Origin of the sequence: Streptomyces sp. NBC_00358, assembly GCF_036099295.1 — a bacterium.
Taxonomy (GTDB): Bacteria; Actinomycetota; Actinomycetes; order Streptomycetales; family Streptomycetaceae; genus Streptomyces.
This window is the reverse complement of the sequence record NZ_CP107976.1, coordinates 8,189,223-8,213,193: the sequence shown is the minus strand read 5'-3', so window position 1 is coordinate 8,213,193 and position 23,971 is coordinate 8,189,223. Positions and strand designations below refer to the sequence as shown.

The following is a 23,971-nucleotide window of genomic DNA, read 5'->3' as shown; positions in this document are numbered from 1 at the left end:
CCGTCACGGCAAGCCGGGCAGTCACCTTCATCCGTCCCACCGCGCCCGCGGGTCGTGACCCGGCGCGGCCTCTCACGAGGAGTTCCGATGTCCAGCACCGGTGTCGCGTCCACCGAGACGCCCATCGACTCACCAGCGCCCTACCGGTGGCGTTGGGCTGCGCTGTTCGTGATTCTCGCGGCCGAGGTGATGGACCTCCTCGACGCCGTCGTCACGAACATCGCCGGCCCCTCCATGCGGGCCGACCTGGGCGGCGGCGCCTCCACCCTGCAGTGGCTCGCCGCCGCCTACACCCTCTCGATGGCCGTCGGGCTCGTCACCGGAGGACGGCTCGGGGACATTCACGGGCGCCGCAGGATGTTCCTGGTGGGAGCCGCGGGCTTCACCCTGGGTTCGCTGCTGTGCGCGATATCCGGGTCCCCCGAGATGCTGATCGCCGCGCGCGTCGTCCAGGGACTGTTCGGCGCGGTGATGCTGCCACAGGGCCTGGGCATGATCAAGGAGATGTTCCCGCCGAAGGAGTCGCAGAAGGCCTTCGGCATGTTCGGCCCGGTCATGGGTCTGTCCGCGGTGTGCGGCCCGATCCTCGCGGGCTGGCTCGTGGACGCCGACTACTTCGGCACCGGCTGGCGCATGATCTTCCTGATCAACCTGCCGCTGGGCGCCGCGGCGTTCCTCGGCGCCGTGCGCTACCTGCCCAAGGGCCGGTCCGACAGCAAGCCGCGCCTCGACATCCCCGGCATGCTCCTGGTCTCCCTGGGCGCGCTGCTCATCATCTTCCCGCTGGTACAGGGCCGTGAGTACGACTGGCCCGTGTGGACGTTCGTGATGATGGGCGCCTCGGTCCTCGTCCTCGTCGTCTTCGGACGGTACGAGGCGCACCGCAGCAGGACGGGCCAGGACCCGCTCGTCGTTCCCAGCCTCTTCCGCAAGCGCGGCTTCAGCGGCGGCATGATCCTCGGACTGGTCTTCTTCTCGACCATGCAGGGCTTCATGCTGGTCTTCAACCTCTACACCCAGATCGGCCTCGGCTACTCGCCGCTCAAGGCGGGACTGGTGATGGTGCCCTGGTCGGGCGGCATGATCGTCGGCTTCGGGGTCGCCCAGGGGGTCGTCCGGTTCGGACGTGCCGTGCTGCAGGCGGGCGCAGTGGTCATGGCGCTCGGCGTGTTCGGCGTGTGGCTGACCCTCGACCAGGTGGGATCCGGTGTCGGCCCCTGGCAGCTCCTGCCGTCGCTGCTCGTCACGGGTATCGGCATGGGACTGCTCATGGCGCCGTTCTTCGACATCGTGCTCGCCAGCGTCGAACAGCACGAGACCGGTTCGGCCTCCGGCACGATGACCGCGGTGCAGCAACTCGGCGGCGCCTTCGGTGTGGCGATCCTCGGCACCGTGTTCTTCGGCCTGCTGGGCGGCGGGATCGCCACCGCCGTCGACCACCGCTCGGACGGCCTGCGGGGCCAACTGGCCGCCGCGCACGTCGCGCCCGCGGCCCAGGAGCGCATCGTGGCGGACCTGCGTACCTGCACCTCGGACCGCGCCGTCGCCAAGGATCCGGCCGCGACCCCGGCGTCCTGCGCACGCCTGGAGAAGGACACCCGCTCCGCCGTGACCTCTCCGCAGGCCGCCGCCCGGATACCCGCCGCGCTGCAGGCGACCGCTCAGTCGGCCTTCAGGAGCGGCTTCGGCTCCGTCATGCAGACGTTGCTCTGGATCGTGGACGGCATGCTCGCCCTGACCTTCCTGCTCGCGTTCCTGCTGCCGCGCCACGCGCGCCCCGAGGAATCCGCCGGGCACTGAGCCGCGACGCCGCCACCGCGACCGGCCCCGCCGTCGGCGTCGACGGGCGGGCCGCGACAACGGCACCGGCGTCCGAAGCGAGTCCGGGACAGGGGACGGCCGAGCACCTCCGACGAGGTGCCCGGCCGTCCCCTGTCCCCCTGCGGGCCGGCACCCCCGGGCAGGGCCGGGCGGCCCGAAGCGCGTACCGTGCCTCCAGGCCGGCTCGTGCACGCGATGCAGGATCGCGCACGCACGCCAGGGCGCGGGGAGGGACGCCGGCCGTCGAACAGGCCGTCCGCGACCCGACGCACGCGCCGTCGCACCCCCGCCCCGACCCGACCGGTCGACCGACCCGACCGCCGCACTGTCCCGGAAGGACGAGCGCCGTGCTCACGTCGTACGCAGCCCACTTCGACACGCCCGCCGGGTACCTCGACTTCGCCCGGTTCGGCCCGCCGTCGCGGGACGCCGTGTCCGCAACGGCGCGGGCCCTGGAGGAGTCCGCCCGCGCCGATCACACCACCGTGGACGGTCTGATGCGGGCGGAAGGGGCCGCACGGGACACGGCCGCACGTCTCGCGGGAACCGACGGCCGGCACACCGTACTGCTCCCGAACGCGTCGACCGGACTGTTCCACGCCGCTCTCGGCATCCGCGACGGTGTGGTCCTCGCACCCCGCACCGACTTCCCGGCCAACCACTATCCGTGGCGCCGCACCGCCGACCTCGGCCGGGCGACGCCGCGCTGGCTGGACCCGGCCCCCGGCAGCGGGGTCACCCCCGACCTGGTCCGCGCCGCCCTGACCGACGACGTCGTCGCGCTGTCCGTCAGCGCCGTGGACTTCCGCACCGGCTTCCGCTGCGACCTGGCGGGGCTGCGCGAGGCCATCGGACCGGACCGGCTCCTGATCGTGGACGCCATCCAGGCGTTCGGCGTGGCCGAGCTGCCCTGGAACGCGGCCGACGTCGTGGTCGCGGGCGGCCAGAAGTGGCTCCGCGCGGGCTGGGCCACCGGCTTCGCGGTCCTGTCGGATCGCGCGCTGGAGTCCCTGGAGCCGGTCCTGACCGGCTGGACGGGCGTCGAGGACGTCGGCCTCTTCGACGGGGCCGAGCACCCGCCCGCCGCGGACGCGCAACGGTGGTCGATCACCAATCTCAGCCCGGTGACGGCCGCCGCGTTCGCGGCCGCGCTGGACCTCGTCGAACGGCACACCGTCACGGCGATCGAGGCCGCGATCGCCGCGCGGGTCACCGAGCTCACCGAGGTGGTCGGGGAGCACGGCGGTCGCGTCCTCTCCCCCTCCGACCCGGCCCGGCGCGCGGGCATCCTCTCCTTCACGATGCCGGACCACGAACCGTCCGTCGTCGCGAAGGCGCTGCACGCCGAGGGCGTCACTCCCACGGTGCGCGCCGATTCCCTCCGATTCTCCCCACACGCCTCGACCCCGCCGGAGGCATCGGAACGGGTGGCCGCGGCCCTCTCGTCACTGGGGAACTGAAGCGCACCGCCACACGCACACGGCGGGACGCCTCGACCCCGGAGCGCGGCTACCGCGCCCCTGCTCGAACGGCGGTCGACCGAGCGGCAGTTGACGGCCGGCGGTTGACCGTTGGCCGAAGGCGGCCGGCGGCTGGCGGCTGGCGGCTGGCGGCTGGCGGCTGGCGGCTGGCGGCTGGCGGCTGGCAACCGACGGTTGACCGAAGGCGGTTGGCGGTTGGCAGCCGACGGTTGACGAACGCGGTTGGCGACTGACAGCTGACGGCTGGGCAGTGCACACGGCCCAACCGAAGGGGCCGTGTGCCGTCTCGCTCATGTCACCCGAGCCCGGTCCCGGTCCGCTCCAGCGCCGTCGCGGAGTTCCCCTGGTGTGCCTCCGCGGCCTCTGCCCGCTCCGCCTCGCCCTTCGCGGCCAGGCTGTTGGTGGCGGAGTTGAAGCGCTCCATGGAGGTGGGGTCGTCGGGGCCCAGGACGTACTCCTTCAGGACACGGCGGTCGAGGACCATCGGGTCGGTGTGCGGGGCGCGGACCGAGGCGAGGATTTCGGGAAGGCGGGTGCACTCGCGGTCGAGGAGGTAGGCGCCGCCCGCGGTGGTGTAGGCGGCCCGGAACTCGTCGTCGGGAAGGTCGTGGGCGTTGGTGAGGACGTACGGCTTGAGGCTGGCCACGAAGTCGGCGACCACCGAGGAGACGTCGCTGACAAGGATGTCCGCCTGGTTGAAGCACTCGTAGAGGTTCGGCAGTTGACCGAGAATCACGTTGTGGCGGACGGCGCCCTGGCTCTCCCAGAAGATCCGGTGCCACTCGTCGCGCAGTTCCTGCCACTCGGCCGCCCCGGCACGGTCGGGAACCCGGGCCTCGCGCATCTGCTGGGCGTCGTCGCCGTGCTGCCGGCCGGCCAGTTCGTCGAGGCGGGCCCGGATCTCCCGCAGCCGGGGCCGCACGACGGCGGCCGCGGTCTCCGCCGCCCCGGGGTCGCGCCGCTCGTTGTCGGCGCGCAGCAGCTCGCGGATCGCCTTGTCGGCGGCCGCCGCCTCGGCCGAGCGCTTGCCGGTGAGCGGGTGCGGCTTGTAGACGACGCGTACGTTCTCCGCCAGGAGCTTCTCGATGATGGGCACGCCCATCGGGATCAGAGAGGTGTGGCAGTCGTCGTCGCTCCAGCCCTCCCAGGTGGGCGCGTAGAGGACGACGGGCAGCGGGCCGGGGACGTGCTCGGTGTGCAGGCGGATCGGGGACAGCTGCGGGCGGCCCACCTCGACGATCGCGCTGTCACTGATCGCGTGCCGCACCCGCTGGTAGCGGTCCCGGCCCGCGCGGCCGGCCACCCAGATCTCGTCGTACACCTTGCTGACCCGGTTGCTGCTGGCGAGCTTGTCGCTGTCGCCGTGCCCGATGAAGACGTGCTTGGCCTCGGCCACGCGGAGCATGTGCACATTCTTGCCCGCGTTGCCGGGATACAACACGACCCGGACGCCGGACAGTTCGAGCTCGGCGAGGTCGTCGGCCTTCGGCACGCAGACCACCGGGATCCAGGTACGGCTCAGATGACGGAACGAGGCGTTCTCCCGAAGGATGATCACCGGACGCAGGTCGAGCTGTTCAAGCGTCTCGATCCACATGTTGACCTGGTACATGAAGTCACGCGAGACGGCCGCGAAGCTGAAATAGAGCGCCACCTCGGGTCGGTATCCGTCCAGTTGGCGGTTGACCTCGGCGAAGACCTCGTCCCGTGCGGGCATCCGGCGCACCCGGCGGTACTGGTCCAGCAGCGCGAGGACACCCGCCACGGTCACACCTACGGTGACCGCGAAGCCCGCGTAGGCCGGCTCCCAGGTGACGGCGGTGAGCGCGGCGAGGAGTCCGGCGTGGGCCGGCAGGTCCAGGTGGAGGAGCTTGCGCAGGTGGCGTCTGTACAGGAGGGCGGGCGGCTGCTGCGGTATCGACAGCTCGCTCAGGTCGAGGTTGCGCACCACCAGCGGCATCACCCGGCGCCGGCGGATGGCATGGTGCACCGCCGCGTACAGCATCATCATCGCGAAGTGACCGCTGAAGACGGCGAGGGCGGTGACCAGCACCGCGCCCGGCGCGTCCATCCGGCTGGCCAGCGCGAGCAGCATCACCGTACGAATCGCGAACCGCATGGTGCGATCGAGGTGGAGCGCCGCCAGTCGGCGCACGAAACTCGGCGCGCGCTCATGCAGTACCTCGTCCACCGCATACGTCACGGTCGCCGCCGCCACGAAACCCCACAGGGACGGCAACAGGGCGAAAAACGGCAGCGCGACGAAACCGACGCCGAGCAGGAGCACAAGGAGCAGGTCGATCACCCCGCGCACGCGTAGGACTCCACACAACCGACGGATCATCATGGGTAGGGCTTCCTCTTCCAAGACGTTCGCCCGGGCGAGCGAACTGCTGTACGCCAGTTCGACTCAGTAAGAAGGTGAAGAGTTGTACACCTGACTCACGGAAAAAATTCACCTTCCATTGACGCATGGAGGAACGGAGGCCCGGAGGGAACGGCGGCGGCTCAGAGGCCGAAACCGAGACCGAGGAAACCCGGGTCACCCGACTCCCCGCTCGGGCCGCACCCGCATACGCGTTCCTCCGAGCCGACGTCCTGAGACACCGTCAGGCCGACGTCGAAGCCGTTTCGTCCGTGCCGTACCCTGCCCGCGGGAGGGGTGCCATGTCCGCTTGGATCATTCTGGGCTGCGGCTGCTTCGGCGTGGTCATAGGCGTGTTGACCTTGGTGGGCCGGGGAATCGCACCGCACACGCGGTCGCCTCTGGCCGGCTGGGGCCGGACCGCGATGGGCGGCGGCTTCGTCCTGGAGGGCGGAGCGAGACTTCTCGACGTCTCCTCCGGAGCGGGGCTGGCTGTTTCCACCGTCGCCCTGGGACTCGTCCTGCTCGGTGCGACGCTTCAGGCCCGGGGCGGACTGTTCACCAGGGCTCGTCGCCCTGTTGACGGGGAATGAGGAGCGCCTCTACTCCCGGGCTCTGCCATCGAGACTCCGCCATCGGCGAGCTCGATGGCAACGAGTCCGGAGGGGACGAAGCCGTGGTGTACGCCATGGGTCGGACGCCGGGTGACGGCTGTCGGCTGTCGGCTGTCGGCTGTCGGCTGTCGGCTGTCGGCTGTCGGCTGTCGGCGGCGAAGAAGACGTAGCCGTCGGGCCCCTCAACGTCGGTGCGGCGGCCGAAGACGGAGACGAGTGCGGCGGCGTTGCCGTTGCCGATGCAGTACTCGGAGCCGGTGGCCGGAAACCGCCGTTGCGCTCGGGGTCGAGCAGCATGTCGGTGGAGCGGATGTCGGCGTCGTGGGTCTTGTCGGACAGACCGAAGGCGAGACCTCTCCCTGAGTGAGGAGTTCCGCAGCGCTGGAGCGGGCGGCGGCGCGCAACGGCATTGGAGCGGATGGCCCAGGGGGTGGTGCCACCGGTCCCGAGAGGCGCTGTCGGAGACGCTGACGAGAGGTCCGGCTACCGCCCCGCCGAGCGCAGTGCCCGGCATCCCGCGGGCGGCAGGTCTGCACAACGTGGGGCGGCCTGATCATGCTGCTCCTGTGCGCGCCTCCACAGCTAACTCGGACCGGAGCCAACTCGGACCGGCCATCACCGTCGGCGCCCGCGCCCGGTGGGCCTGCGGCGGTCGTCGCATCCTGGCGGGCGACGCCCCCGGCAAGGTGAGTTCGGCCCCACCGGCCGCGGCATTCCCTCATGGTCGGCGTTCACCGCGCGATCCGCTGGTGTGGGCGAAGCGGGCCCCGGTGGTATTCAATGAGGTGTGCGGTCAGGGATCTCGGTGCCCCGACGCATGGGTCCGAGTACAGCCCCGGCGCTGCGCCGGGGATTGCGAGAGAGCCGCATGGACTCCACACCCTCCCCCTCGTCCTCTTCGCCGTTTGACATGGTGAGCAGTGCCCTCGGGCGCTACATCCCGCACGGCGGAGCGGCAGCGGCGGCCGGTCCTGCGAAGGCGCAGGGCAACCGCGCCACCCGCCAACGCGTACCCGACAACCCGGCAGCCGACCGTCAGGATCAGATTCTCGGCGTGGTCAACCTGGACAAGGATCTGAGAATCACCCGCTGCAATCTGGACGCCCCCGTATTCGCGGGTCTGGACGCCGTGGTCGGGAGTCGTTTCGCCGATCTCCTGCCCGCCGGGGACGTACCGACGGTCACACGGCGGTTGCGGCAGGTCCTGGAGATCGGTGAGGCACACGTCGCCCGGATCCAGCGCCTGCGGCGTGCCGACGGGTCGGAGCTGGTGGTCTCGCTGAGCATCCTGCCCGCCGCGGCGCCTCAGGAGGGCTTGACCGTCTCCGTGATCGCCATGGCCAGGAGGCTGCACCTGTACGCCGCCGAGACCGCGATCGGCACCTCGCTGGACATCGGCGAGACCGCGCAGTCGCTGGCGGAGTCCCTACTGGCTTGGGGAGACGTGGCCGCCGTCGACCTCGACTTCGCCGTGTGGACGGGCGAGGGAGTCACCGAGCACGCGCACGGGCGCATCCGGCTACGGCGGGCAGCCCTGGTGCCGGACCGGGCGTGGCCCGAGGGTTACGTGACTCCGGGCGGCGATCTTCCGAGCGACGCGAGTCGGCTGCTGGCACAGGCGGTACGGCGGGACGATGCCCCGCAGCCCATCGTCATACCCGACCGGGACACGATCGAGCGGCTGCTCGGCAGTCAGCGAGTGATCCGTGCCCTGGTGCCCGGTGACCGGTCGGCGAGTGTGGCGTGCGTACCGCTGGTCCTGGACAGCGCGCCACCCGTCGTGCTGGGCGTGGCGGAGGTATGGCGGCGGGCGGACCGCCCCTTCCGGGACAGCGAGCTGTTCGACCTGCAGGAACTGGTGGCCAGGACCGCCCATCACGTCGACCTGGCCCGTCAACACCAGCGCGAACACACGCAGGTGCTGGCGTTGCAGCGCCGGCTGCTGCCCCGGACCGGCGGCCACACCATTGAGATCGCCAGCGTCTACCAGCCCGCCACCCCCGACAGCGCGGGCGTCGGCGGCGACTGGGTGAACAGCTTTCCGCTGCCGGACGGCCGTACCGCGCTGGTGGTCGGTGACGTCGTCGGGCACGGCCTGGGAGCCGCGGCGACCATGGGCCAGCTGAGCATGGAGGCCCGCGCGCTGCTGTCCGCGGGGCTGGCACCGGACGAGGTGCTGGAGCACCTGGACGAGACCGTGACGCTGCTGGACGACGCGGACTCCGGGCTGGCGGCCGGCTACAGCGCCCTCGGCTCCACCTGCTGCATCGCCCTCTACGACCCGGTCAGCCACCACGTGTCGCTCTCCAGCGCGGGCCACCTCCCTCCGGTCCTGGTGCTTCCGAACGGGCACGCAGGCCCGCTCGCGGTCCGCCCTCACCCCGGCCTGGGCGCCGAGTTCGCGCTGCGGGAGCCGTTCGACGTGCACACGTTCGACGCGCCCCCGGGCTCCCTGCTCGCCCTCTACACCGACGGCCTGGTGGAGGATCCGGCCCTGCCTATCGACGAGGGCATCAGCAGGCTGGCGGATGCCGTGTCCTCGGTGCACCCCTGGGATGCCCTGCAGCAGGCCGCACGGCACGTCGTCTCCGGGCTGGCGCCCGTGCGCCAGCGCGATGACGTGACCCTGCTGCTCGCGCGCATGATCGGCTACCGCAAGGGGGACACCGCGACCTGGCGGCTACCCGCTCGCGACGACGCGCCCACCCGTGCCCGCGCGCATGTCTCCGCACTGCTGCGGCAATGGCACACCAGGAGCGACACCCAGGACAACGTGTCACTGCTGGTCAGCGAGCTGGTCACGAACGCTGTGCGCTTTGCCGCCGGTCCCATCACGATACGACTGATCAGGGGCGGTGGTCACGGCCTGCTGTGCGAGGTGGGCGACACCGGCAACGGCAGGCCGCGTCTGAGCCGGGGCGGCCTCCTCGACGACAGCGGGCGTGGCCTGCACGTCGTGCACCGGCTCACCACCCGGTGGGGGGTGCGGTGGACGGACACCGGCAAGGTGGTCTGGGCGGAAGTCGCAAGATGACGCGGCTGCGGAGCGGGGCGCGGCCGGGCGTACGCGAGCGCGGCGAGGGCGAGGGCGGCGTGCGCGTCAGCCGGCGCCACCGACGGTACGGACGACGCCCTCAGCGGTACCGGAGGCGTGACCGGTGATGCGGGCGGCCCGTTCGCTGCTACGGGTGGCGCGGGCTCTCACTACAGCCACTCCCCTTCCAGGGCGGTGGCGGTGAGGCCCGGTGCCGCCGCGTACAGGACGGCGCGACTGCCCGACTTCTGTCCGGCGTCGTGCGCCCGCCTCAGGATGTCAAACACGGCGGCGCCCCCGCGGTTGCCGCTGGTGTAGCTGTCCCGGCTGTAGTCGAGCAGCCCGGACGGCCATGCGTCGGGCATCGTCTGCTCCATGTACTCCAGCACCCGGGTCCCGCCGGGGTGCGCGAGCAGCACGTCGGGGTGCCAGGAGTCGGGGTCGTCCTGGTAACGGAGGCGCAGCCACTCCCACATCGCGGTGACCGTCTCCTGTACGGCGCGCGGCCCGCGCCGATCCATCACGAAGTGGGTGCCGTCCGCCCGCGTTTCCAGGCAGTGCAGGTCTTGGGTGTCGGGCACGGTGTGGTGCCAGGCCGCGTCCAGCCGCAGCACCGACTCGCGCCTCGGGCGGCCCGTGACCACCGCGGCGACCGCGGTGTCCGCGAACAGCAACCGGACGATCAGGGACTCGAGGGTGTCGTCCGCGGGCTGGTAGGTCGTGCTCAGCGCCTCCGAGATCACGACCAGGACCACCCGATCGGGGTCCGCGGCCACGAGATCAGCCGCCAGGGCCAGGGAGCGGGTCCCCGCGACACAGGCCCACTGCGTGGCCGGCAGCAGCATCACGTCGTTGCGGAGCGCAAGCCTGTTGGCCAGGGCGATGTCCAGACCGGGCAGCGCCGGGGTGGTGGAGTGACTGGTGATCAGGCAGTCGACGTCTGCGGGGTCCAGCCCGGCTATCTGCAGGGCCCCGCGCGCCGCACGCTCCCCGTAGGACTGCACGGCCTCCCAGGCCGGCGCGGTGCGCTCCTGGACGGTCTGCGGCGCGGGTATCGCCTCGAGGGCGGCGATCACGCGGTCCACGTCCTGCTGGGTGAACCCGTCGCGTGCCAGCGCCTCTTGGGCGGTCCCGATGCCGACAGCCTGCAGGCCGCCGCCGTCGCCGGGCGCGACGGCGGTCTCCAGCGGCAGCATCCACCCGCGGGTCTCGATGCCCGTACTGGCCGCGATGCCGTCGATCCGCGGCGCCCACGGCGCATGCGGGTGCCGGTCGCGCACCTCCGCCACGATCTGGCTGGTCTCCACGGCGTGCTCGCCGTGTATCACGGCAGGCGGACAGAGGTAAGCGGCCATGATGGGCACCTTTCCAGGGGAACAAGGAGGAACGTCACGAGGGCTGCGCCATGGGCCGCTTTGGAACTTCGCGCCCATGCCGACGGACTCCACTTCGGGAGCCGCTGTCCAGGTCGAGCATGGACGCAAAAGGGACATTTGCGCTGTGACTAAGGCAACTTGGGCCGGATTAGGGGGCGTGATACGGCACACACCGCTGAAACAGAGGGGCCCTCAGGACGGTTCCACAGGTCTTACCTGACCCACCGTCAGTCGGGGGGTGCCTGGTCCGGTCGCGCACCGCCGGCGGGCCGGTGTCGGCGCCCGCCGTGACGGTCCCACGGAGGCGGCCCCGTCGGAGGCCACCCGGCTGATGACGCGACACAGCATCGAACGACTCCCGGTGGTCAGTCCTCGGCGGCGGAGACCTGCCACACGCGTACTGCGCAGCAGCTGGGCCGATCAGTCCCAGGTGCCCGAGTCCACGGGAGCGTGGTCAGCACCAAGTCAGCACGGGAGCCGGCACCCCACCACCGAATCATGCCGGAACAGCGGAACTCGGACAGCGCATCCGCGGGCCCAATGGGAGCTCTCACAAACGCTCCAGGGGCACCATCATGGTGGCCGCACGCACTTCTCCACGCAGAACTATGGTGTCCCACCACATGTGCCGCTGATATGCGGATTCCTACGGTGTGCCGACAAGTACCCGTCCCCACCGCACACGAGGAAGTGGCGCACATGGCCTCCGGAACCACCGCTCCCCCACCCCCCGCCAGCCTCAAGCGCATCGTCGCCGCCAGTCTCATCGGCACCACCATCGAGTGGTACGACTTCTTCCTCTACGGTTCGGCCGCCGCGCTCGTCTTCAACAAGCTGTTCTTTCCCGGCTCCGACCCGCTCGTGGGCACGCTGTTGTCCTTCCTGACGTACGCCGTCGGGTTCGCGGCCCGGCCGCTCGGCGCGCTCGTCTTCGGCCACTACGGAGACCGGCTCGGCCGCAAGAAGCTGCTGGTGCTGAGCCTGCTGATGATGGGCGGGGCGACGTTCGCGATCGGTCTGCTGCCCACGCACGCGACCGTGGGCGCGGCGGCCCCCGTGCTGCTGACCACGCTGCGCCTGGTGCAGGGCTTCGCGCTGGGCGGCGAATGGGGCGGCGCCGTCCTGCTGGTGTCCGAGCACGGTGACGCGAAGCGGCGGGGCTTCTGGGCCTCGTGGCCGCAGACCGGTGCACCTGCGGGCCAACTCCTGGCGACCGGGGTCCTGTCGCTGCTCACCGCCACACAGTCGGACGCGGCCTTCGTCTCCTGGGGCTGGCGCATCCCGTTCCTGCTCTCCGGTGTCCTGGTCGTCGTCGGTTTGTGGATACGTCTGTCTGTCGATGAATCCCCCGTGTTCAAGGAGGCGTTGGCGCGGGCCGAGGCCCGCGGGACGACCGGGACGGACGAGCCGGAGAAGCTTCCGCTGGTCTCCGTCCTGCGCCACCACTGGCGTGACGTGCTCGTCGCGATGGGCGCCCGCATGGCCGAGAACATCAGCTACTACGTGATCACCGCCTTCATCCTCGTGTACGCCACCACCTCCGCCGGCGTGTCCAGGCAGACCGCGCTCAACGCCGTCCTCATCGCCTCGGCCGTGCACTTCGCCGTCATCCCGGCCTGGGGCGCGCTCTCCGACCGCATCGGCCGCCGCCCCGTCTATCTGCTCGGCGCCGCGGGCATCGGCCTCTGGATGTTCCCGTTCTTCTCGCTGATCGACACCGGCGGCTTCGGGAACCTGGTCGTCGCCGTCACCGTCGGCCTGGTCCTGCACGGCGCCATGTACGCCCCCCAAGCCGCCTTCTTCTCCGAGATGTTCGCGACCCGGATGCGCTACTCGGGTGCCTCGATCGGTGCCCAGTTCGCCTCCGTCGCGGCGGGCGCGCCCGCACCGCTCATCGCGACGGCCCTGCTCTCCTCGTACGGAAGCTCGACTCCCATCTCCCTCTATGTGATCGGGGCGGTCGTGCTGACCCTGGTCGCCGTGGGCCTCGCGAAGGAGACCCGCAGCCGCGATCTGGCGGATGTCGAGGCCACGCCCGACGAGCGGACCTCCGCATCCCCCTCACCCGCGGACGCCCGTACCGTCTGACCCGCGCCCGCTGTCCCGGGTCCCCGTACGCGCCGCCGCGTGCGGGGACCAGCGCGCAGAGATCCGTGCACAGAGCTCCGTGCGCAGAGATCAGTGCGGGGTGTCCGAGGACAACCGGTGCAGTCTCAGGGCCAGTTGGATCTCCAGGATGCGGGCCGGGCTCTGCCAGTCGTCCCCGAGCAGGCGCCCCACCCGCTCCAACCGCTGCGCCACGGTGTTCACATGGACGTGGAGGCTGTCCTTCGTGCGCGCCGGGCTCATGCCGCTCGCGAAGTACGCGTCGAGGGTGCGCAGCAGGTCGGTACCGCGCCGTTCGTCGTAGGCGACGACTCCGCCGATCGTGCGGTCGACGAACCCGGAGACGTCCCGGTCTCCGGCGAGCAGCAGGCCCAGGAAGCCGAAGTCCCCGGCGGCCGCGCCGTCGCCGGCCCGCCCGAGCAGCCGCAGTGCTTCCAGACAGCGCTGCCCCTCGACGTACGCCGAGGCCACCGCTTCGGGGCGTGCCGCGAGCCGGTCGACGGGCGCAGACGCACCGACGGTGACCGCGTCGTGAACGGCGGTACCGAGTTCCTTGGCCGTTCGTCGGGCCAGTGCCGTCGCTGTGTCGCCGGGCCCGAGCGGGAGCAGCAGGACGGTGCCGCCGTCGCGGGCGGCCGCCAGTCCGTGGCGGGTCGTGGCGAGATGCGACGCGGCAGACCACAGCCGTCTGCGCGCGCCCGCTTCCTGGTCCGCGTCGCCGCCGACGGTGGCAGTGGCATTGGCGTCGAGCCGGGCGGCCAGCACCACATGGGGGCCGTCGAGATCGGCGTGCAGCCGCGCGGCCCGTTCGCGCAGCAGCCTCGGATCGCGGTCCCGGGCCTCCAGCAGGTCGTCCAACAGCTCGCCGCGCACCCGTTGTTCGGCCTCGGCTGCCGAGCGTCTGGCGAGCAGGAGCAGCGAGGTGACCATCGCGGCGCGCTCCAGGGTGCGCTGGTCGACGGGGTCGAGACCCGGATGCCCGCGCAGTACCAGCGCACCGAGCAGTTCGCCGCCGGCCGCCACCGCGGCGACCCAGTCGTCCCCGTGCCGTACGGCGTGGCCGTCGGCGCGGGCCGCCTCCACGGCGATGGTTGGTGTACCTCCGGGTTCCATGAACTCGACCGTGCCGTCGAGGACTTCGGACACGGCGGCGGCCACGTCGTGGACTCCCCCACCGCGCAGCACGAGTTCGGCCAGCTTGTCGTGGACGTCGGAGGCGCGCTCGATCACTGCGCTGCGGTCCCGGATGATCTCGTTGGCCCGGCCCAGGCGGTCGAGGGCGGAGCGGGTCTCCGCCAGCGAGTTCGCCGTGTCTATGGCGGCGGCGGCCAGGGCCGCGAAGGAGCCGAGCAGGGCGATCTGCTCCCGCTCGAAGACCCGCGCCCTGCGGTCCGCCGCGAAGAGCACGCCGATGACCTGGGGGCCGATCATCAACGGCACGCCGAGAATCGCGACCAGCCCCTCGTCCCGTACTCCGGCGTCGATGGTCCGGGTGTGCTGGAAGCGCTCGTCCTTGAAGTAGTCGTCGGTGACGTACGGGCGGGCGGTCTGCGCGACGAGGCCACCGAGGCCCTCCCCCATGCCGAGCCGCAACTGCTGGAAGCGAGCGGCCACCGAGCCCTCGGTCACCCGCATGTAGGTGTCGCCTCTGGCCGCGTCGTTCAGGCTGAGATACGCGATGTCCGTGCCCAGCAGGGACCGGGCCCTCTGCACGATCGCCTGGAGCACGGCGTCGAGGTCGCGCAGGCCCGCCAGGTCGTGGGCCGTCTCGAAGAGCGCGGAGAGTTCGGCCTCGCGGCGGCGCCGCCCTTCTATCTCCGTGCGCACGCGCAGGGCGAGCAGCTTGGCCTGTTCGAGCGCGGCGACGCGCCCGGTGGGCAGACCCTCGGCGCGGGCGAGCAGCACCGGCTGCTCGTAGGCGTCGGCGGTCGCTCCCCTGGCCAGGAGTTCCAGGAACGGCGCTTCCGCGCTGTCGGCGGAGCGCTCGGCTGATGGCAGGTGATCGCGGGACATGGCAACAGGATCGCGCATCGGCGGGCCGGCACCGCGGCCCTGTGGATAACTCACGACCGGCTCCCGTACAGGTCGGGGTGGGGTCGAATCCGCCACCACTCGGGTCCGCCACGGATCGGGTCCGGCACGGCACGGGTCGGGCACGGCACGGGTCGGGCACGGCACGGGTCGGGCACGGCACGGCACGGGCACGGCACGGCACGGCACGGGCACGGCACGGCACGGGTTCGGCATGGCACCGCACGGGTCCGGCACGGCACCGCACGGGTCCGGCACCGCTCAGGCCGAATCGGGTGGGGCGGGCAGCCGATTCCGGCTCGGGCCCCGCTCCGGCGCAGTCCGGGCCCGGGCTCAGTGCGCGGTCCAGCCTCCGTCCAGCAGCAGCGACGTTCCGGTCATGAAGGCCGTCCGCGGGCCGCAGAGATAGGCCACCGCCTCGGCGACCTCCTCGGGTTCTATGAGCCGCTTGACCGCGCTGTCCCGCAGCAGGATCTCGGTCAGTACACGCTCTCGCGGAATCCCGTGCGTCCGCGCCTGATCCGCCAGTTGTTTCTCGACCAGTGGGGTGCGCACATAGGCGGGGTTCACACAGTTCGAGGTGACTCCATGGGGCGCTCCTTCGAGGGCCACCGTCTTCGAGAGGCCCTCCAGCCCGTGCTTCGCGGCGACGTACGCCGACTTGAACGCCGAGGCCCGCAGACCGTGGACGGAGGAGACATTGACGATTCGGCCCCACCCCTGCCCGTACATGTGAGGCAGGGCGCCGCGTATGAGCCGGAACGGCGCCTCCAGCATCACGGTCAGTACCGTGTGGAACACCTCGGGCGGGAACTCCTCGACGGGACGGACCATTTGCAGTCCGGCGTTGTTCACGAGGACATCGGTGCCGGCCGCCGCCTGTTCCGCCGCGTCGAGGTCGGTGAGGTCGAGGACCTGCGCCTCGACGGTCCCGGCCAGGCCGAGGGCCTCTTCGGCCAGGGTCTCCAGGCCTGCGGCATCCCGGTCGACCGCTCTCACCTTGGCTCCGGCGGCGGCGAGCCGCAACGCGCAGGCGCGGCCGATGCCGCTCGCGGCGCCGGTGACGAGGGCGGTACGGCCCCCGAGGTCGAGGGCGGAGGCATGGAGGCCCGGGCGGGCGCTGGGCGCGGTCATGCCTCGACCCTAGGCAGCGGCCGCCCGCCACCCGATGTGAGCAACGCACATACTTCGCCCTTAGTTCATAGGCTCGAACCATGTGGGTTCGTCAACCAGCGCCTGCTTGATCCGCGAAAGGGCGTGCTCACTCAGCTTCGGCAGGGCGTCCACCGCGAACCAGCCGACCTGGAGCGACTCGTCGTCATTGACGCGGGCCTCACCGCCGACGGCACGGCACCGCAGCGTGGTGTCCATGAACTGGCAGACGTCCCCGTTGGCGAAGGTCACCCGCTCCCCGGCCTGGACCATCACGACGCGCTCGACCTCGACGTGCACGGCCGTCTCCTCGTACACCTCGCGCACCGCGCAGGCCGCCGGCTGCTCCCCCGGCTCCGGGATACCGGAGATGAGCGCCCACTGCTGGTTGTCCGAACGCTGCCCGAGCAGAATTCGGCCCTCGTCGTCGAACACCACGGCGCTCACCCCGGGAAGCCAGAGGAGCTGATGGCCCGCGGAGGCCCGGATCGCGCGGATGAAGTCGGGAGTAGCCATGGTCCGACCCTATCGGCGCCGTTCCGCCATCCGACGCGGACCCGGAGGCCTCACCTGCGCGGACCCGGGAGCCCCGTTCTAGGCGCCGGTGTTCCGCCGCGCGCGCACCGCTGTGGCCGCCGCCCAGCCGAGGCCGCCCGCCGCGACCAGCACCAGGACCATCTCCGGGATGATGCCGAGCTTCGTGGCCGGGGTCTCGGAGGAACGCAGCGGCACCTTCTGGACGATCGAGTCGGCGACGAACATCCCGGTCTTCTGCGTGATCCTTCCGTCCGGCATGATCACGGCGCTGACACCGCTCGTCACCGGCACCGTGACGGTGCGGCTGTGCTCGACGGCGCGGATCCGGGACATGGCGAGCTGCTGGTAGGTCATCTCGCTGCGGTCGAAGGTCGCGTTGTTGCTGGGCACCGAGATGATCTGCGCGCCATCGGTGACGGTGCTGCGTACGGCCCAGTCGAACGCCGCCTCGTAGCAGGTGACGAGGCCGACCCCGGTGCCGTCCATCTTGAACACACCCGGTTCGGTGCCGCGGCTGAAGTCCTGGCGCACCATGCTCGTCCAGTTCTTGTTGATGGCCCCGAGCAGCGGGCGCAGCGGCAGGTACTCGCCGAACGGCTGGACCTGGCGCTTGTCGTACGTGTCCACCGGGCCCTTGTCCGGGTCCCACAGGATCTGCTCGTTGTAGAGCTTGTCGTGGCGCTTGACGACCGCGCCGACGGAGATCGGGGCACCGATCGCCTTGGCCGCCTCGTCGATCACGTAGCGCGCGTCGGAGTTGGCGAACGGGTCGATGTCGGACGAGTTCTCCGGCCACAGCACCAGGTCGGGCTGGGCGGCCTTGCCCGCCTTGACCTCCGCGGCCAGCCGCTCGGTCTCCCGTACGTGGTGGTCGAGGACGGCCCGGCGCTGGGAGTTGAAGTCGAGTCCCGCGCGCGGGACGTTGCCCTGGATGAGTGCCACGGTCGCCGTGCCGTTCTCGGCCTTGTCGCTGACCAGCATCCGCGCGGCGAACGCTCCGACGACGGGGACGGCGATGCTGAGCAGCGCCGCCACGGCCGCGCCCCGGTGCAGGACACCGGTGCCACGCCGCTCGACGGCCAGGCGGACGAGCTCGTACAGCGCGAAGCCGCAGAGCACGACGGCGAAGCCGAGCACCGGAGTACCACCGACCGCGGCGAGCGGCAGGAAGACACCGTCGGCCTGCCCGAACGCGATCTTTCCCCAGGGAAAGCCTCCGAAGGGCGCACGCGCGCGTGCCGCCTCTCCGGCGATCCAGAGGGCAGCCGCCCACAGCGGCCACCCGGGCAGCCGTTGGACGACCGTGATCCCGGCGCCGACGAGAGCGACGTAGATCGCCTCCACGGCGACGAGCGCGAGCCAGGGGCCGGGGCCGACCTCGACGCCGGTCCACACCAGCAGCGGCAGCAGGAATCCGAGGCCGAACAGATAGCCGAGGCCGAGACCGGCCTTCCAGGAGCGACCGCGCAGAGTCCAGCCGAAGACCGCGAACGCAGGCAGGGCGAGCCACCACAGGGTGCGTGGCGGGAAACTGACGTACAGCAGCACTCCGGAGAGCGCCGCGGCGGCGGCCGGAACGAGGCGACGCACCAGGGCGGCACCGCGCGAGGCGGGCACGGCCTGGGGTTCGAGCTGTTCCGGCTCGTCTACGGTGGTTGCGGTGGCGGTCACCCGGGGAGTGTACGGCGCTTGACCTGCGCGCCGACAGCTCGGTCTCCTCGGTCCCGAGGGGCGGGACACCCCTCGGGAGGTCCCTTCGCGCCGTTGTGCAGCAACGTTCCTGCACAACCGTCCCCAAACCGGCGCACCACCCGTTACCGTGTGCCCGAGCCTCTGACGTGCGGCCTGATGCGGTGACGGCGCCCGGGGTCCGGCGGAGTCGGGGGGCGACGGGGTGGGTTCCACGGGGATGGCCTCCACGGCCGATGCGGCGGCCACGGGCGAAAGACGCAGCGTCGCGGATGCCGTCGGCATGGTCGTACTCGCGGCCTGCGCCGCCTGGTCACTGATCACGGCGGCCGCACACGACGGTCGGCCCGAGGGCATGCTGCTGGCGGTGCTCGCCGTGGCGGCGGGCTACGCCTCGGGGCGGATCCTGGGAGCGCTCCTGCCGGTGGCCGCCCCCTGTGCCGGAGCGGTGGCGGGACTCGGCCTCGCGATCGCCACGCCCGGCCCCCAGATCAGCCTGCAGCTCGGCCACACCGGTGCCACGGCCGCCCTGCTGACCCTTTCCTGCGGCGCCGCGTGCTGCGCCGCCTGGGCCGCGCGCCCGCCCGCCGTGCGGCTCGCGCTGCGACTGCTGGCCGCCGGGATCGCGGGGACGGCGGCCCTCCTCGGATCCACCACCGCGTTCGTCACCTGCACCGGGGTACTACTGTGTTCGCTCGCCGCGACGCGTGTGCGGCGCCGTGCCCTCGGCCTGACGGGGCTCGCCGCCGCCGCGGCGCTGGTGACCGGGACCACCTGGGCGATCGGCGAGCACGCGCTGCCGGGCGGACTGACCGCGTCCCTGGAGGGCAGGCTCACCGAGCACCGGGTCCTGCTCTGGCACGACGCGCTGCGCATGGCCCGCGCGCATCTTGAGCTGGGGGTCGGGCCCGGACGGTACGGAGAGCTGAGTTCGACGGTCGCGCAGTCGCTGCTCCCGGACGGCAAACCGCACTCCGCGCCCCTGCAACAGGCCGCCGAGCAGGGCCTGACCGGCGTCGCTCTGCTCGCTGCGGCCTTCTGCTGGGTCCTGTACGCGCTGTCGCGCTCGCCGCGCTCCACGCCGATCGCGCTGACGGCGGGCTCGGCCCTGACGGCTGTGGCCGCCATCGCGTCGATCGGCAACGCCCTGAGCTTCATGACGGTGACCGCGGGCGCGGGTCTGCTCGCCGGGCTCGCGACCGCACGCCCCCTCACCGCGGGGGAACCGGATGACCCCCGGACCCCGGTCCGGCGTTCCGGCAGCCGCCGGGAGCCGTGACCGACGCCCGCCCCGGCGGGACACGGGAGCCGTGATCGACGCCCTCGCCGGACGTCAGTGCACCGGATCCGGCGTGTTCGGGCGCAGACGGCCGCGGATGATCCGTACGGCCGCCTCGGCGTTGTCCACGGTGATCGTGAACGTATGACCGTCGCCCAGCCGCAGCACCATGCCCTCGCCGCGCCGGACGATGACGGCCGTTCCCTGCTCGGGCCGCCAGCGATACCCCCAGCCGCCCCACTGACGCGGAGTGACCTGGGGCTCGAAGTCGGCACCGACGACCGTCGAGAGCGGGATACGGCGGCGCGGCACCCCTATGTGGCCGCAGCGCACCTCCAGGCAGTACTCGTCCACCCGCACGGCGACATGGACGAACGCGAGGGTGCCGAAGAGGATGAGCAGTCCGGCCGCGATGCATCCGACGACGGACATGACCAGCGGCGCCGTTCCCGACGTCCAGCCGGAACTGACGGCCAGCTCGATCCCGAGCGCCAGACAGGCCACGCCACCTATGGCGGGCAGCCACTGAACACGATTCCGCGCGTGTCCGGTCCAGAGTTCCGGGTGCGCGGAGGTTTCGCCGTGGGGGTGGTCCCTCATGCCATGAGACTACTCAGGTTCCGCTGCGCGGGCACCGGGTCGCGAAGCGTCACTCCGCCGGGTGGACGAGCGTCCCACCACGGGCGTCCGAACGGTCACCGGCCGTGCCCACAGGGGCGGGTGTCCGCACGGTCGCCCAGGGCTCAGGACCGGATGACATCAGGCGGGCGCACCTCCCCGAGGGTGAGGGCCCGCGTCGCTCAGCGTGCGGGGCTGACCGCCGACAGAAGGCGGCCCTCGTCGTAGGTGAGCGCTGTCGCCGGCAGTACGCCCTCGCGCCCGCTCAGCAGCACCGTGACCGTGGAATCGGCGGCGGCCCCGGGATCCGGGAGTTCGCCGATACGGCGCAGCGCCTGGGCGGCGACCGCCCCGGCGGAACCGTGCAGGACGAGCGGCGGGCGGCCCGGGCGCTGCACGGCCGCGCGGATGCGCTCGGCGACCAGTTCGTAATGGGTGCAGCCCAGGACGACGGCCCTTACATCCTCGGGAGTGCGCGCGGCGGCCGCGGCGATCGCCGCGTCGATGGCGGCCTGGTCGGCGTGCTCCACGGCGTCCGCGAGTCCGGGACAGGCCACCTCGGTGACCTCGACCCCGCCCGCGAACTCCTCGATCAGTCCCCGCTGGTACGGGCTGCCCGTGGTGGCGGGCGTGGCCCAGATCGCGACGGGTCCGCCGCCCGCGGCGGCCGGCTTGATCGCCGGGACCGTGCCGATGACGGGCACCTCCGGCTCCAGGCGGGCGCGCAGGGCGGGCAGGGCACGTACGGAGGCGGTGTTGCAGGCGACGATCAGGGCCGCGGGCCGGTGCAGCGCTGCGGCCTCGGCGACGGCGAGGGCACGCGCTGTGACGTCTTCCGGTGTGCGGGGTCCCCAGGGCATGCTGCCGGGGTCGGAGGAGAGGACGAGATCGGCGTCGGGCCGCAGTCGACGTACCGCGGCGGCAGCAGCGAGCAGTCCGATTCCGGAGTCCATGAGCGCGATCTTCACCCGGTCACCATAGACGATCCGTCTATACGTACGACCGTGGTGGGGCAGACTGCGGCAGGTGAGCGCCCTCGTGTGGATCGCCGTCGGATCACTGGCCGCATGGCTGTGGCTGCTGCTCGGCCAGGGCTTCTTCTGGCGCACGGACGTACGGTTGCCCGCCCGCCGTGAGCCGTCGGACTGGCCTTCCGTCTGTGTGGTGGTGCCTGCCCGGGACGAGGCCGCCGTCCTGCCCGAGAGCCTGCCCTCGCTCCTCGCCCAGGACTATCCGGGGCGGGCCGAGATCTTCCTCGTCGACGACGGCAGTTCGGACGGTACGGGAGAGCTGGCCCGCGAACTGGCGCGACGGCACGGCGGACTGCCGCTCACGGTCGACTCACCGGGGGAACCTCCGGCGGGCTGGACCGGCAAGCTGTGGGCCGTGCGCCACGGCATCGGCCTCGCCCGCGCGCGGGAGCCCGAATACCTGCTGCTGACCGACGCGGACATCGCGCACGCGCCGGACAGTCTGCGCCTGCTGGTGGCGGCGGCGCGCACGGGCGGTTTCGACCTTGTCTCGCTGATGGCGCGACTGCGGGTGGAGAGCCTGTGGGAGCGGCTCGTCGTGCCGGCGTTCGTCTACTTCTTCGCTCAGCTCTATCCCTTCCGGTGGATCGCCGTGCGGGGCTCGCGGACGGCGGCCGCGGCGGGGGGCTGTGTCCTGCTGCGCGCGGACGCGGCCGGGCGGGCGCGGATCCCTGAGGCGATCCGGCATGCCGTGATCGACGACGTGGCGCTCGCCCGTGCCGTCAAGCGGAGCGGCGGCCATGTCTGGCTGGGACTGGCCGAGCGGGTCGACAGTGTGCGTCCGTATCCGCGGCTGCGCGATCTGTGGCGCATGGTCTCGCGCAGCGCGTACGCACAGCTTCGGCACAGCCCGTCGCTGCTCGCCGGCACGGTCGCAGGGCTCACCCTGGTGTATCTGGTGCCGCCCCTCGCCCTTCTGGCGGGCCTGGCCGCGGGGAACGGGTGGGCGGCGGCGGCCGGGGGGCTCGCCTGGCTCGTGATGACGGCCACCTATGTGCCGATGCTCCGCTACTACCGGCAGCCCCTGTCGCTCGCTCCCCTGCTGCCGGTCACCGCTTTCCTCTATCTCCTCATGACGGTCGACTCCGCGGTGCAGCACTACAGAGGGCGCGGCGCGGCCTGGAAGGGCCGCACCTACGCGCGCCCCGACGCCGCCCTCGACGAGAACTGACCCGGCAGAGCCGAGGGGCGGCCGGGAGGTCACTTCCTGCCGGGAGTCCAGTTCATGCCCCAGCCGTAGGCGTGGTCCACGGTGCGCTGCGGACTCACGCCGCGCGTGGGGATCAGGTACCGGGCCTCGCGCTGGACGACCAGGTCGGCGCCGTCGCCGGTGATCAGGGCGAGCGCGCAGACCGTGGAGGGCACTGTGCACTCGTCGAGCGAGAAGTCGATCGGTGCGCCGTTCAGCGGCTGGAGGGTGACCGAGGCGTGCAGGTCGGCGAAGGAACGCGCGCCTTCGTAGATGGTCACGAAGATGAGGATGCGCCGGAAGCTCTGCTTGTGATCGAGGTTGATGGAGAGGTTCTCCCCGCTGGTCACGGCCCCGGTACGGTCGTCGCCGTCGAGATGTATGTACGGCGGCTGGTGCAGCGCCCCGAAGGCGTTGCCGAGCGCCTGGACGACTCCCTTGCGGCCGTCGGACAGTTCGTACAGGGCGCACAGGTCGAGGTCGAGGTCGGCGTGCATGGCCACGGCCCGGCCGCGTTTGCTGCCCCATCCCGAGAACTGCTTGCGCACCTCCCAGTTGAGGTTCACGCGCAGGGCGCCCGATGTGCCGCCCTGTTTGGTGAGCGAGACGGAGGGCGCCTCCTTGGTGAGGGTCACCTTGGACAGGCGGACCGGCGCCGGAGAGGGCACCGGCGGCGGGGGCATGGGCGGGGCCATCGGCGGCGGCATGGTCACGGGCGGGGCGACCGACGGCTGCGTCGTGACGGGCGGAGCAACGGGTGGCGGCCCCTGTACGAGGGTGGCGCTCGCGGGGACAGCGGGCGCCACCGGGGACGCAGTCGGGGGCGCGGCGTGCTGCGGCTCGTCCACGGTGATCCCGTAGTCGGTGGCCAGCCCCTCCAGGCCGCTTCCGTACCCCTGTCCGACGGCACGGAACTTCCAGGCGCCCTGACGTCGGTAGAACTCTCCCAGCACGAAGGCGGTCTCCACGGTCGCGTCGGCGCTGTCGAAGCGGGCGACCTCCGTGCCGTTCCCGGCGTCGAGCACCCGGATGTACAGGCCGGGAACGCGCCCGAAGGAACCGCCGTCCGCCGAGGCGGCCAGCACCACGGTCTCGACGACGGGTTCCGCGCGCGTGAGGTCGACGAGCAGGGTGTCGGTCACCTGGCCGCCGTCGTTCCGCTTCCCCTCGTGGCGCACGGCCCCAGAGGAGTGGGCCGGCTGGTTGTAGAAGACGAAGTCCCCGTCCGAGCGAACCTTTCCGGCCACCAGCAGAAGGGCGGAGGCATCGACGTCGGGCACTCCCGGTCCTGAACGCCATCCCAATTCCACCCGGAGTGCGGTCGTCGGGACAGGAACATTCGATCCCTTAGGCATTGACATGTACGCCCCCATCGCGTGTCTCCGCGCCGGTACGAGCCCCGAACGGACCGCCGGCTCCGTTCCCGCCAAACCTAATCCCCAGGTCCGCGGACTCCCATGGCTCAGCCGGAAGATCCTGGTCAACCGCGGGTAACCCATCCGAAGCTCGGCCTTTACACGATCTCAACCATCTTTGACGTCCTTTTTTGCCGAGTTCGCTCGCATTGGGGATCCCACGTCACCGCCGACACGGAAAACAACCCTCTTATCGGTCTCCCCAACCAGCACATCGTGGGCTTAACTTATGT

16 protein-coding genes and 1 pseudogene are annotated in these 23,971 nt (G+C 71.7%); 7 read left to right on the top strand and 10 right to left on the bottom strand.

Going from position 1 to position 23,971, the window contains the following annotated elements; translation table 11 throughout:
• Positions 1-87: 87 nt before the first annotated feature.
• Together OHT01_RS35140 and OHT01_RS35135 are read left to right on the top strand one after the other, a co-directional pair.
• A complete protein-coding gene (locus OHT01_RS35140; protein WP_328557142.1) occupies positions 88-1,800 on the top strand; it encodes an MFS transporter in 1,713 nt (570 codons plus the stop codon).
• Between the two features lie 368 nt (positions 1,801-2,168).
• The gene (locus OHT01_RS35135; RefSeq protein WP_328557141.1) at positions 2,169-3,281 is read left to right on the top strand and encodes an aminotransferase class V-fold PLP-dependent enzyme; all 1,113 of its coding nucleotides are present in this window, start codon (positions 2,169-2,171) and stop codon (positions 3,279-3,281) included.
• Between the two features lie 316 nt (positions 3,282-3,597).
• Here the strand turns inward: OHT01_RS35135 and OHT01_RS35130 are convergent, their stop codons facing one another.
• Positions 3,598-5,616 (bottom strand): hypothetical protein, encoded by a 2,019-nt coding sequence (locus OHT01_RS35130; protein WP_328557140.1) that lies wholly within the window; start codon positions 5,614-5,616, stop codon positions 3,598-3,600.
• Positions 5,617-5,969: 353 nt separating this feature from the next.
• On the opposite strand from OHT01_RS35130, the gene OHT01_RS35125 reads away from it, so the two are divergent.
• Positions 5,970-6,260: a hypothetical protein gene (locus OHT01_RS35125; RefSeq protein ID WP_328557139.1), complete on the top strand. Its 291-nt coding sequence runs from the start codon at positions 5,970-5,972 to the stop codon at positions 6,258-6,260.
• 124 nt (positions 6,261-6,384) lie between these two features.
• On the opposite strand, the pseudogene OHT01_RS35120 reads toward OHT01_RS35125, so the two are convergent.
• Positions 6,385-6,679 (bottom strand): annotated as a pseudogene (locus OHT01_RS35120) (acyl-CoA dehydrogenase); the annotation flags it as partial.
• Between the two features lie 470 nt (positions 6,680-7,149).
• On the opposite strand from OHT01_RS35120, the gene OHT01_RS35115 reads away from it, so the two are divergent.
• Entirely contained in the window at positions 7,150-9,315 is a 2,166-nt protein-coding gene (locus OHT01_RS35115) for an ATP-binding SpoIIE family protein phosphatase (RefSeq protein ID WP_328557138.1), read from the top strand.
• 170 nt (positions 9,316-9,485) lie between these two features.
• On the opposite strand, the gene OHT01_RS35110 is transcribed toward OHT01_RS35115, so the two are convergent.
• Complete coding sequence (locus OHT01_RS35110; protein WP_328557137.1) at positions 9,486-10,670, bottom strand: type III polyketide synthase; 1,185 nt, start codon at positions 10,668-10,670, stop codon at positions 9,486-9,488.
• Positions 10,671-11,390: 720 nt separating this feature from the next.
• Between OHT01_RS35110 and OHT01_RS35105 the strand changes: the two genes are divergently transcribed.
• A complete protein-coding gene (locus tag OHT01_RS35105) occupies positions 11,391-12,779 on the top strand; it encodes an MFS transporter (protein WP_328557136.1) in 1,389 nt (462 codons plus the stop codon).
• Between the two features lie 90 nt (positions 12,780-12,869).
• Here OHT01_RS35105 and OHT01_RS35100 read toward each other — a convergent pair whose 3' ends face one another.
• The 4 genes from OHT01_RS35100 to lnt all read right to left on the bottom strand — a co-directional run bounded on the left by OHT01_RS35100 (position 12,870) and on the right by lnt (position 18,188).
• Positions 12,870-14,810 carry a helix-turn-helix domain-containing protein gene (locus OHT01_RS35100; protein WP_328557135.1) on the bottom strand — a complete coding sequence of 647 codons (1,941 nt, stop codon included), beginning with the start codon at positions 14,808-14,810 and terminating at the stop codon, positions 12,870-12,872.
• 351 nt (positions 14,811-15,161) lie between these two features.
• Entirely contained in the window at positions 15,162-15,962 is an 801-nt protein-coding gene (locus tag OHT01_RS35095; RefSeq protein WP_328557134.1) for a 3-hydroxybutyrate dehydrogenase, read from the bottom strand.
• Between the two features lie 60 nt (positions 15,963-16,022).
• A complete protein-coding gene (locus tag OHT01_RS35090) occupies positions 16,023-16,496 on the bottom strand; it encodes an NUDIX hydrolase (protein WP_328557133.1) in 474 nt (157 codons plus the stop codon).
• 78 nt (positions 16,497-16,574) lie between these two features.
• Positions 16,575-18,188, bottom strand: a complete 1,614-nt coding sequence (lnt, locus tag OHT01_RS35085; protein WP_328557132.1) for an apolipoprotein N-acyltransferase — start codon at positions 18,186-18,188, stop codon at positions 16,575-16,577.
• Positions 18,189-18,426: 238 nt separating this feature from the next.
• Here lnt and OHT01_RS35080 point away from each other — a divergent pair, with 238 nt between their 5' ends.
• Positions 18,427-19,485 carry an O-antigen ligase family protein gene (locus OHT01_RS35080; RefSeq protein ID WP_443043484.1) on the top strand — a complete coding sequence of 353 codons (1,059 nt, stop codon included), beginning with the start codon at positions 18,427-18,429 and terminating at the stop codon, positions 19,483-19,485.
• A 54-nt stretch (positions 19,486-19,539) separates the two neighbouring features.
• Here OHT01_RS35080 and OHT01_RS35075 read toward each other — a convergent pair whose 3' ends face one another.
• Both OHT01_RS35075 and OHT01_RS35070 read right to left on the bottom strand, forming a co-directional pair.
• Positions 19,540-20,085: a hypothetical protein gene (locus tag OHT01_RS35075; RefSeq protein WP_328557130.1), complete on the bottom strand. Its 546-nt coding sequence runs from the start codon at positions 20,083-20,085 to the stop codon at positions 19,540-19,542.
• A 200-nt stretch (positions 20,086-20,285) separates the two neighbouring features.
• Entirely contained in the window at positions 20,286-21,071 is a 786-nt protein-coding gene (locus OHT01_RS35070) for a glutamate racemase (protein WP_328557129.1), read from the bottom strand.
• Positions 21,072-21,129: 58 nt separating this feature from the next.
• Between OHT01_RS35070 and OHT01_RS35065 the strand changes: the two genes are divergently transcribed.
• Positions 21,130-22,305, top strand: coding sequence for a glycosyltransferase (locus OHT01_RS35065; RefSeq protein ID WP_328557128.1), 1,176 nt, complete (start codon positions 21,130-21,132; stop codon positions 22,303-22,305).
• A 29-nt stretch (positions 22,306-22,334) separates the two neighbouring features.
• Here the strand turns inward: OHT01_RS35065 and OHT01_RS35060 are convergent, their stop codons facing one another.
• Positions 22,335-23,696, bottom strand: a complete 1,362-nt coding sequence (locus tag OHT01_RS35060; protein ID WP_328557127.1) for a TerD family protein — start codon at positions 23,694-23,696, stop codon at positions 22,335-22,337.
• Positions 23,697-23,971 lie beyond the last annotated feature (275 nt).

Coding starts and splice junctions, on each gene's coding strand:
- OHT01_RS35105 (WP_328557136.1), top strand. CDS start 11,391: ATGGCCTCCGGAACCACCGCTCCCCCACCCCCCGCCAGCCTCAAGCGC.
- OHT01_RS35100 (WP_328557135.1), bottom strand. CDS start 14,810: ATGTCCCGCGATCACCTGCCATCAGCCGAGCGCTCCGCCGACAGCGCG.
- OHT01_RS35140 (WP_328557142.1), top strand. CDS start 88: ATGTCCAGCACCGGTGTCGCGTCCACCGAGACGCCCATCGACTCACCA.
- OHT01_RS35060 (WP_328557127.1), bottom strand. CDS start 23,696: ATGGGGGCGTACATGTCAATGCCTAAGGGATCGAATGTTCCTGTCCCG.
- OHT01_RS35075 (WP_328557130.1), bottom strand. CDS start 20,085: ATGAGGGACCACCCCCACGGCGAAACCTCCGCGCACCCGGAACTCTGG.
- OHT01_RS35080 (WP_443043484.1), top strand. CDS start 18,427: ATGGCCTCCACGGCCGATGCGGCGGCCACGGGCGAAAGACGCAGCGTC.
- OHT01_RS35110 (WP_328557137.1), bottom strand. CDS start 10,670: ATGGCCGCTTACCTCTGTCCGCCTGCCGTGATACACGGCGAGCACGCC.
- OHT01_RS35095 (WP_328557134.1), bottom strand. CDS start 15,962: ATGACCGCGCCCAGCGCCCGCCCGGGCCTCCATGCCTCCGCCCTCGAC.
- OHT01_RS35090 (WP_328557133.1), bottom strand. CDS start 16,496: ATGGCTACTCCCGACTTCATCCGCGCGATCCGGGCCTCCGCGGGCCAT.
- OHT01_RS35115 (WP_328557138.1), top strand. CDS start 7,150: ATGGACTCCACACCCTCCCCCTCGTCCTCTTCGCCGTTTGACATGGTG.
- OHT01_RS35125 (WP_328557139.1), top strand. CDS start 5,970: ATGTCCGCTTGGATCATTCTGGGCTGCGGCTGCTTCGGCGTGGTCATA.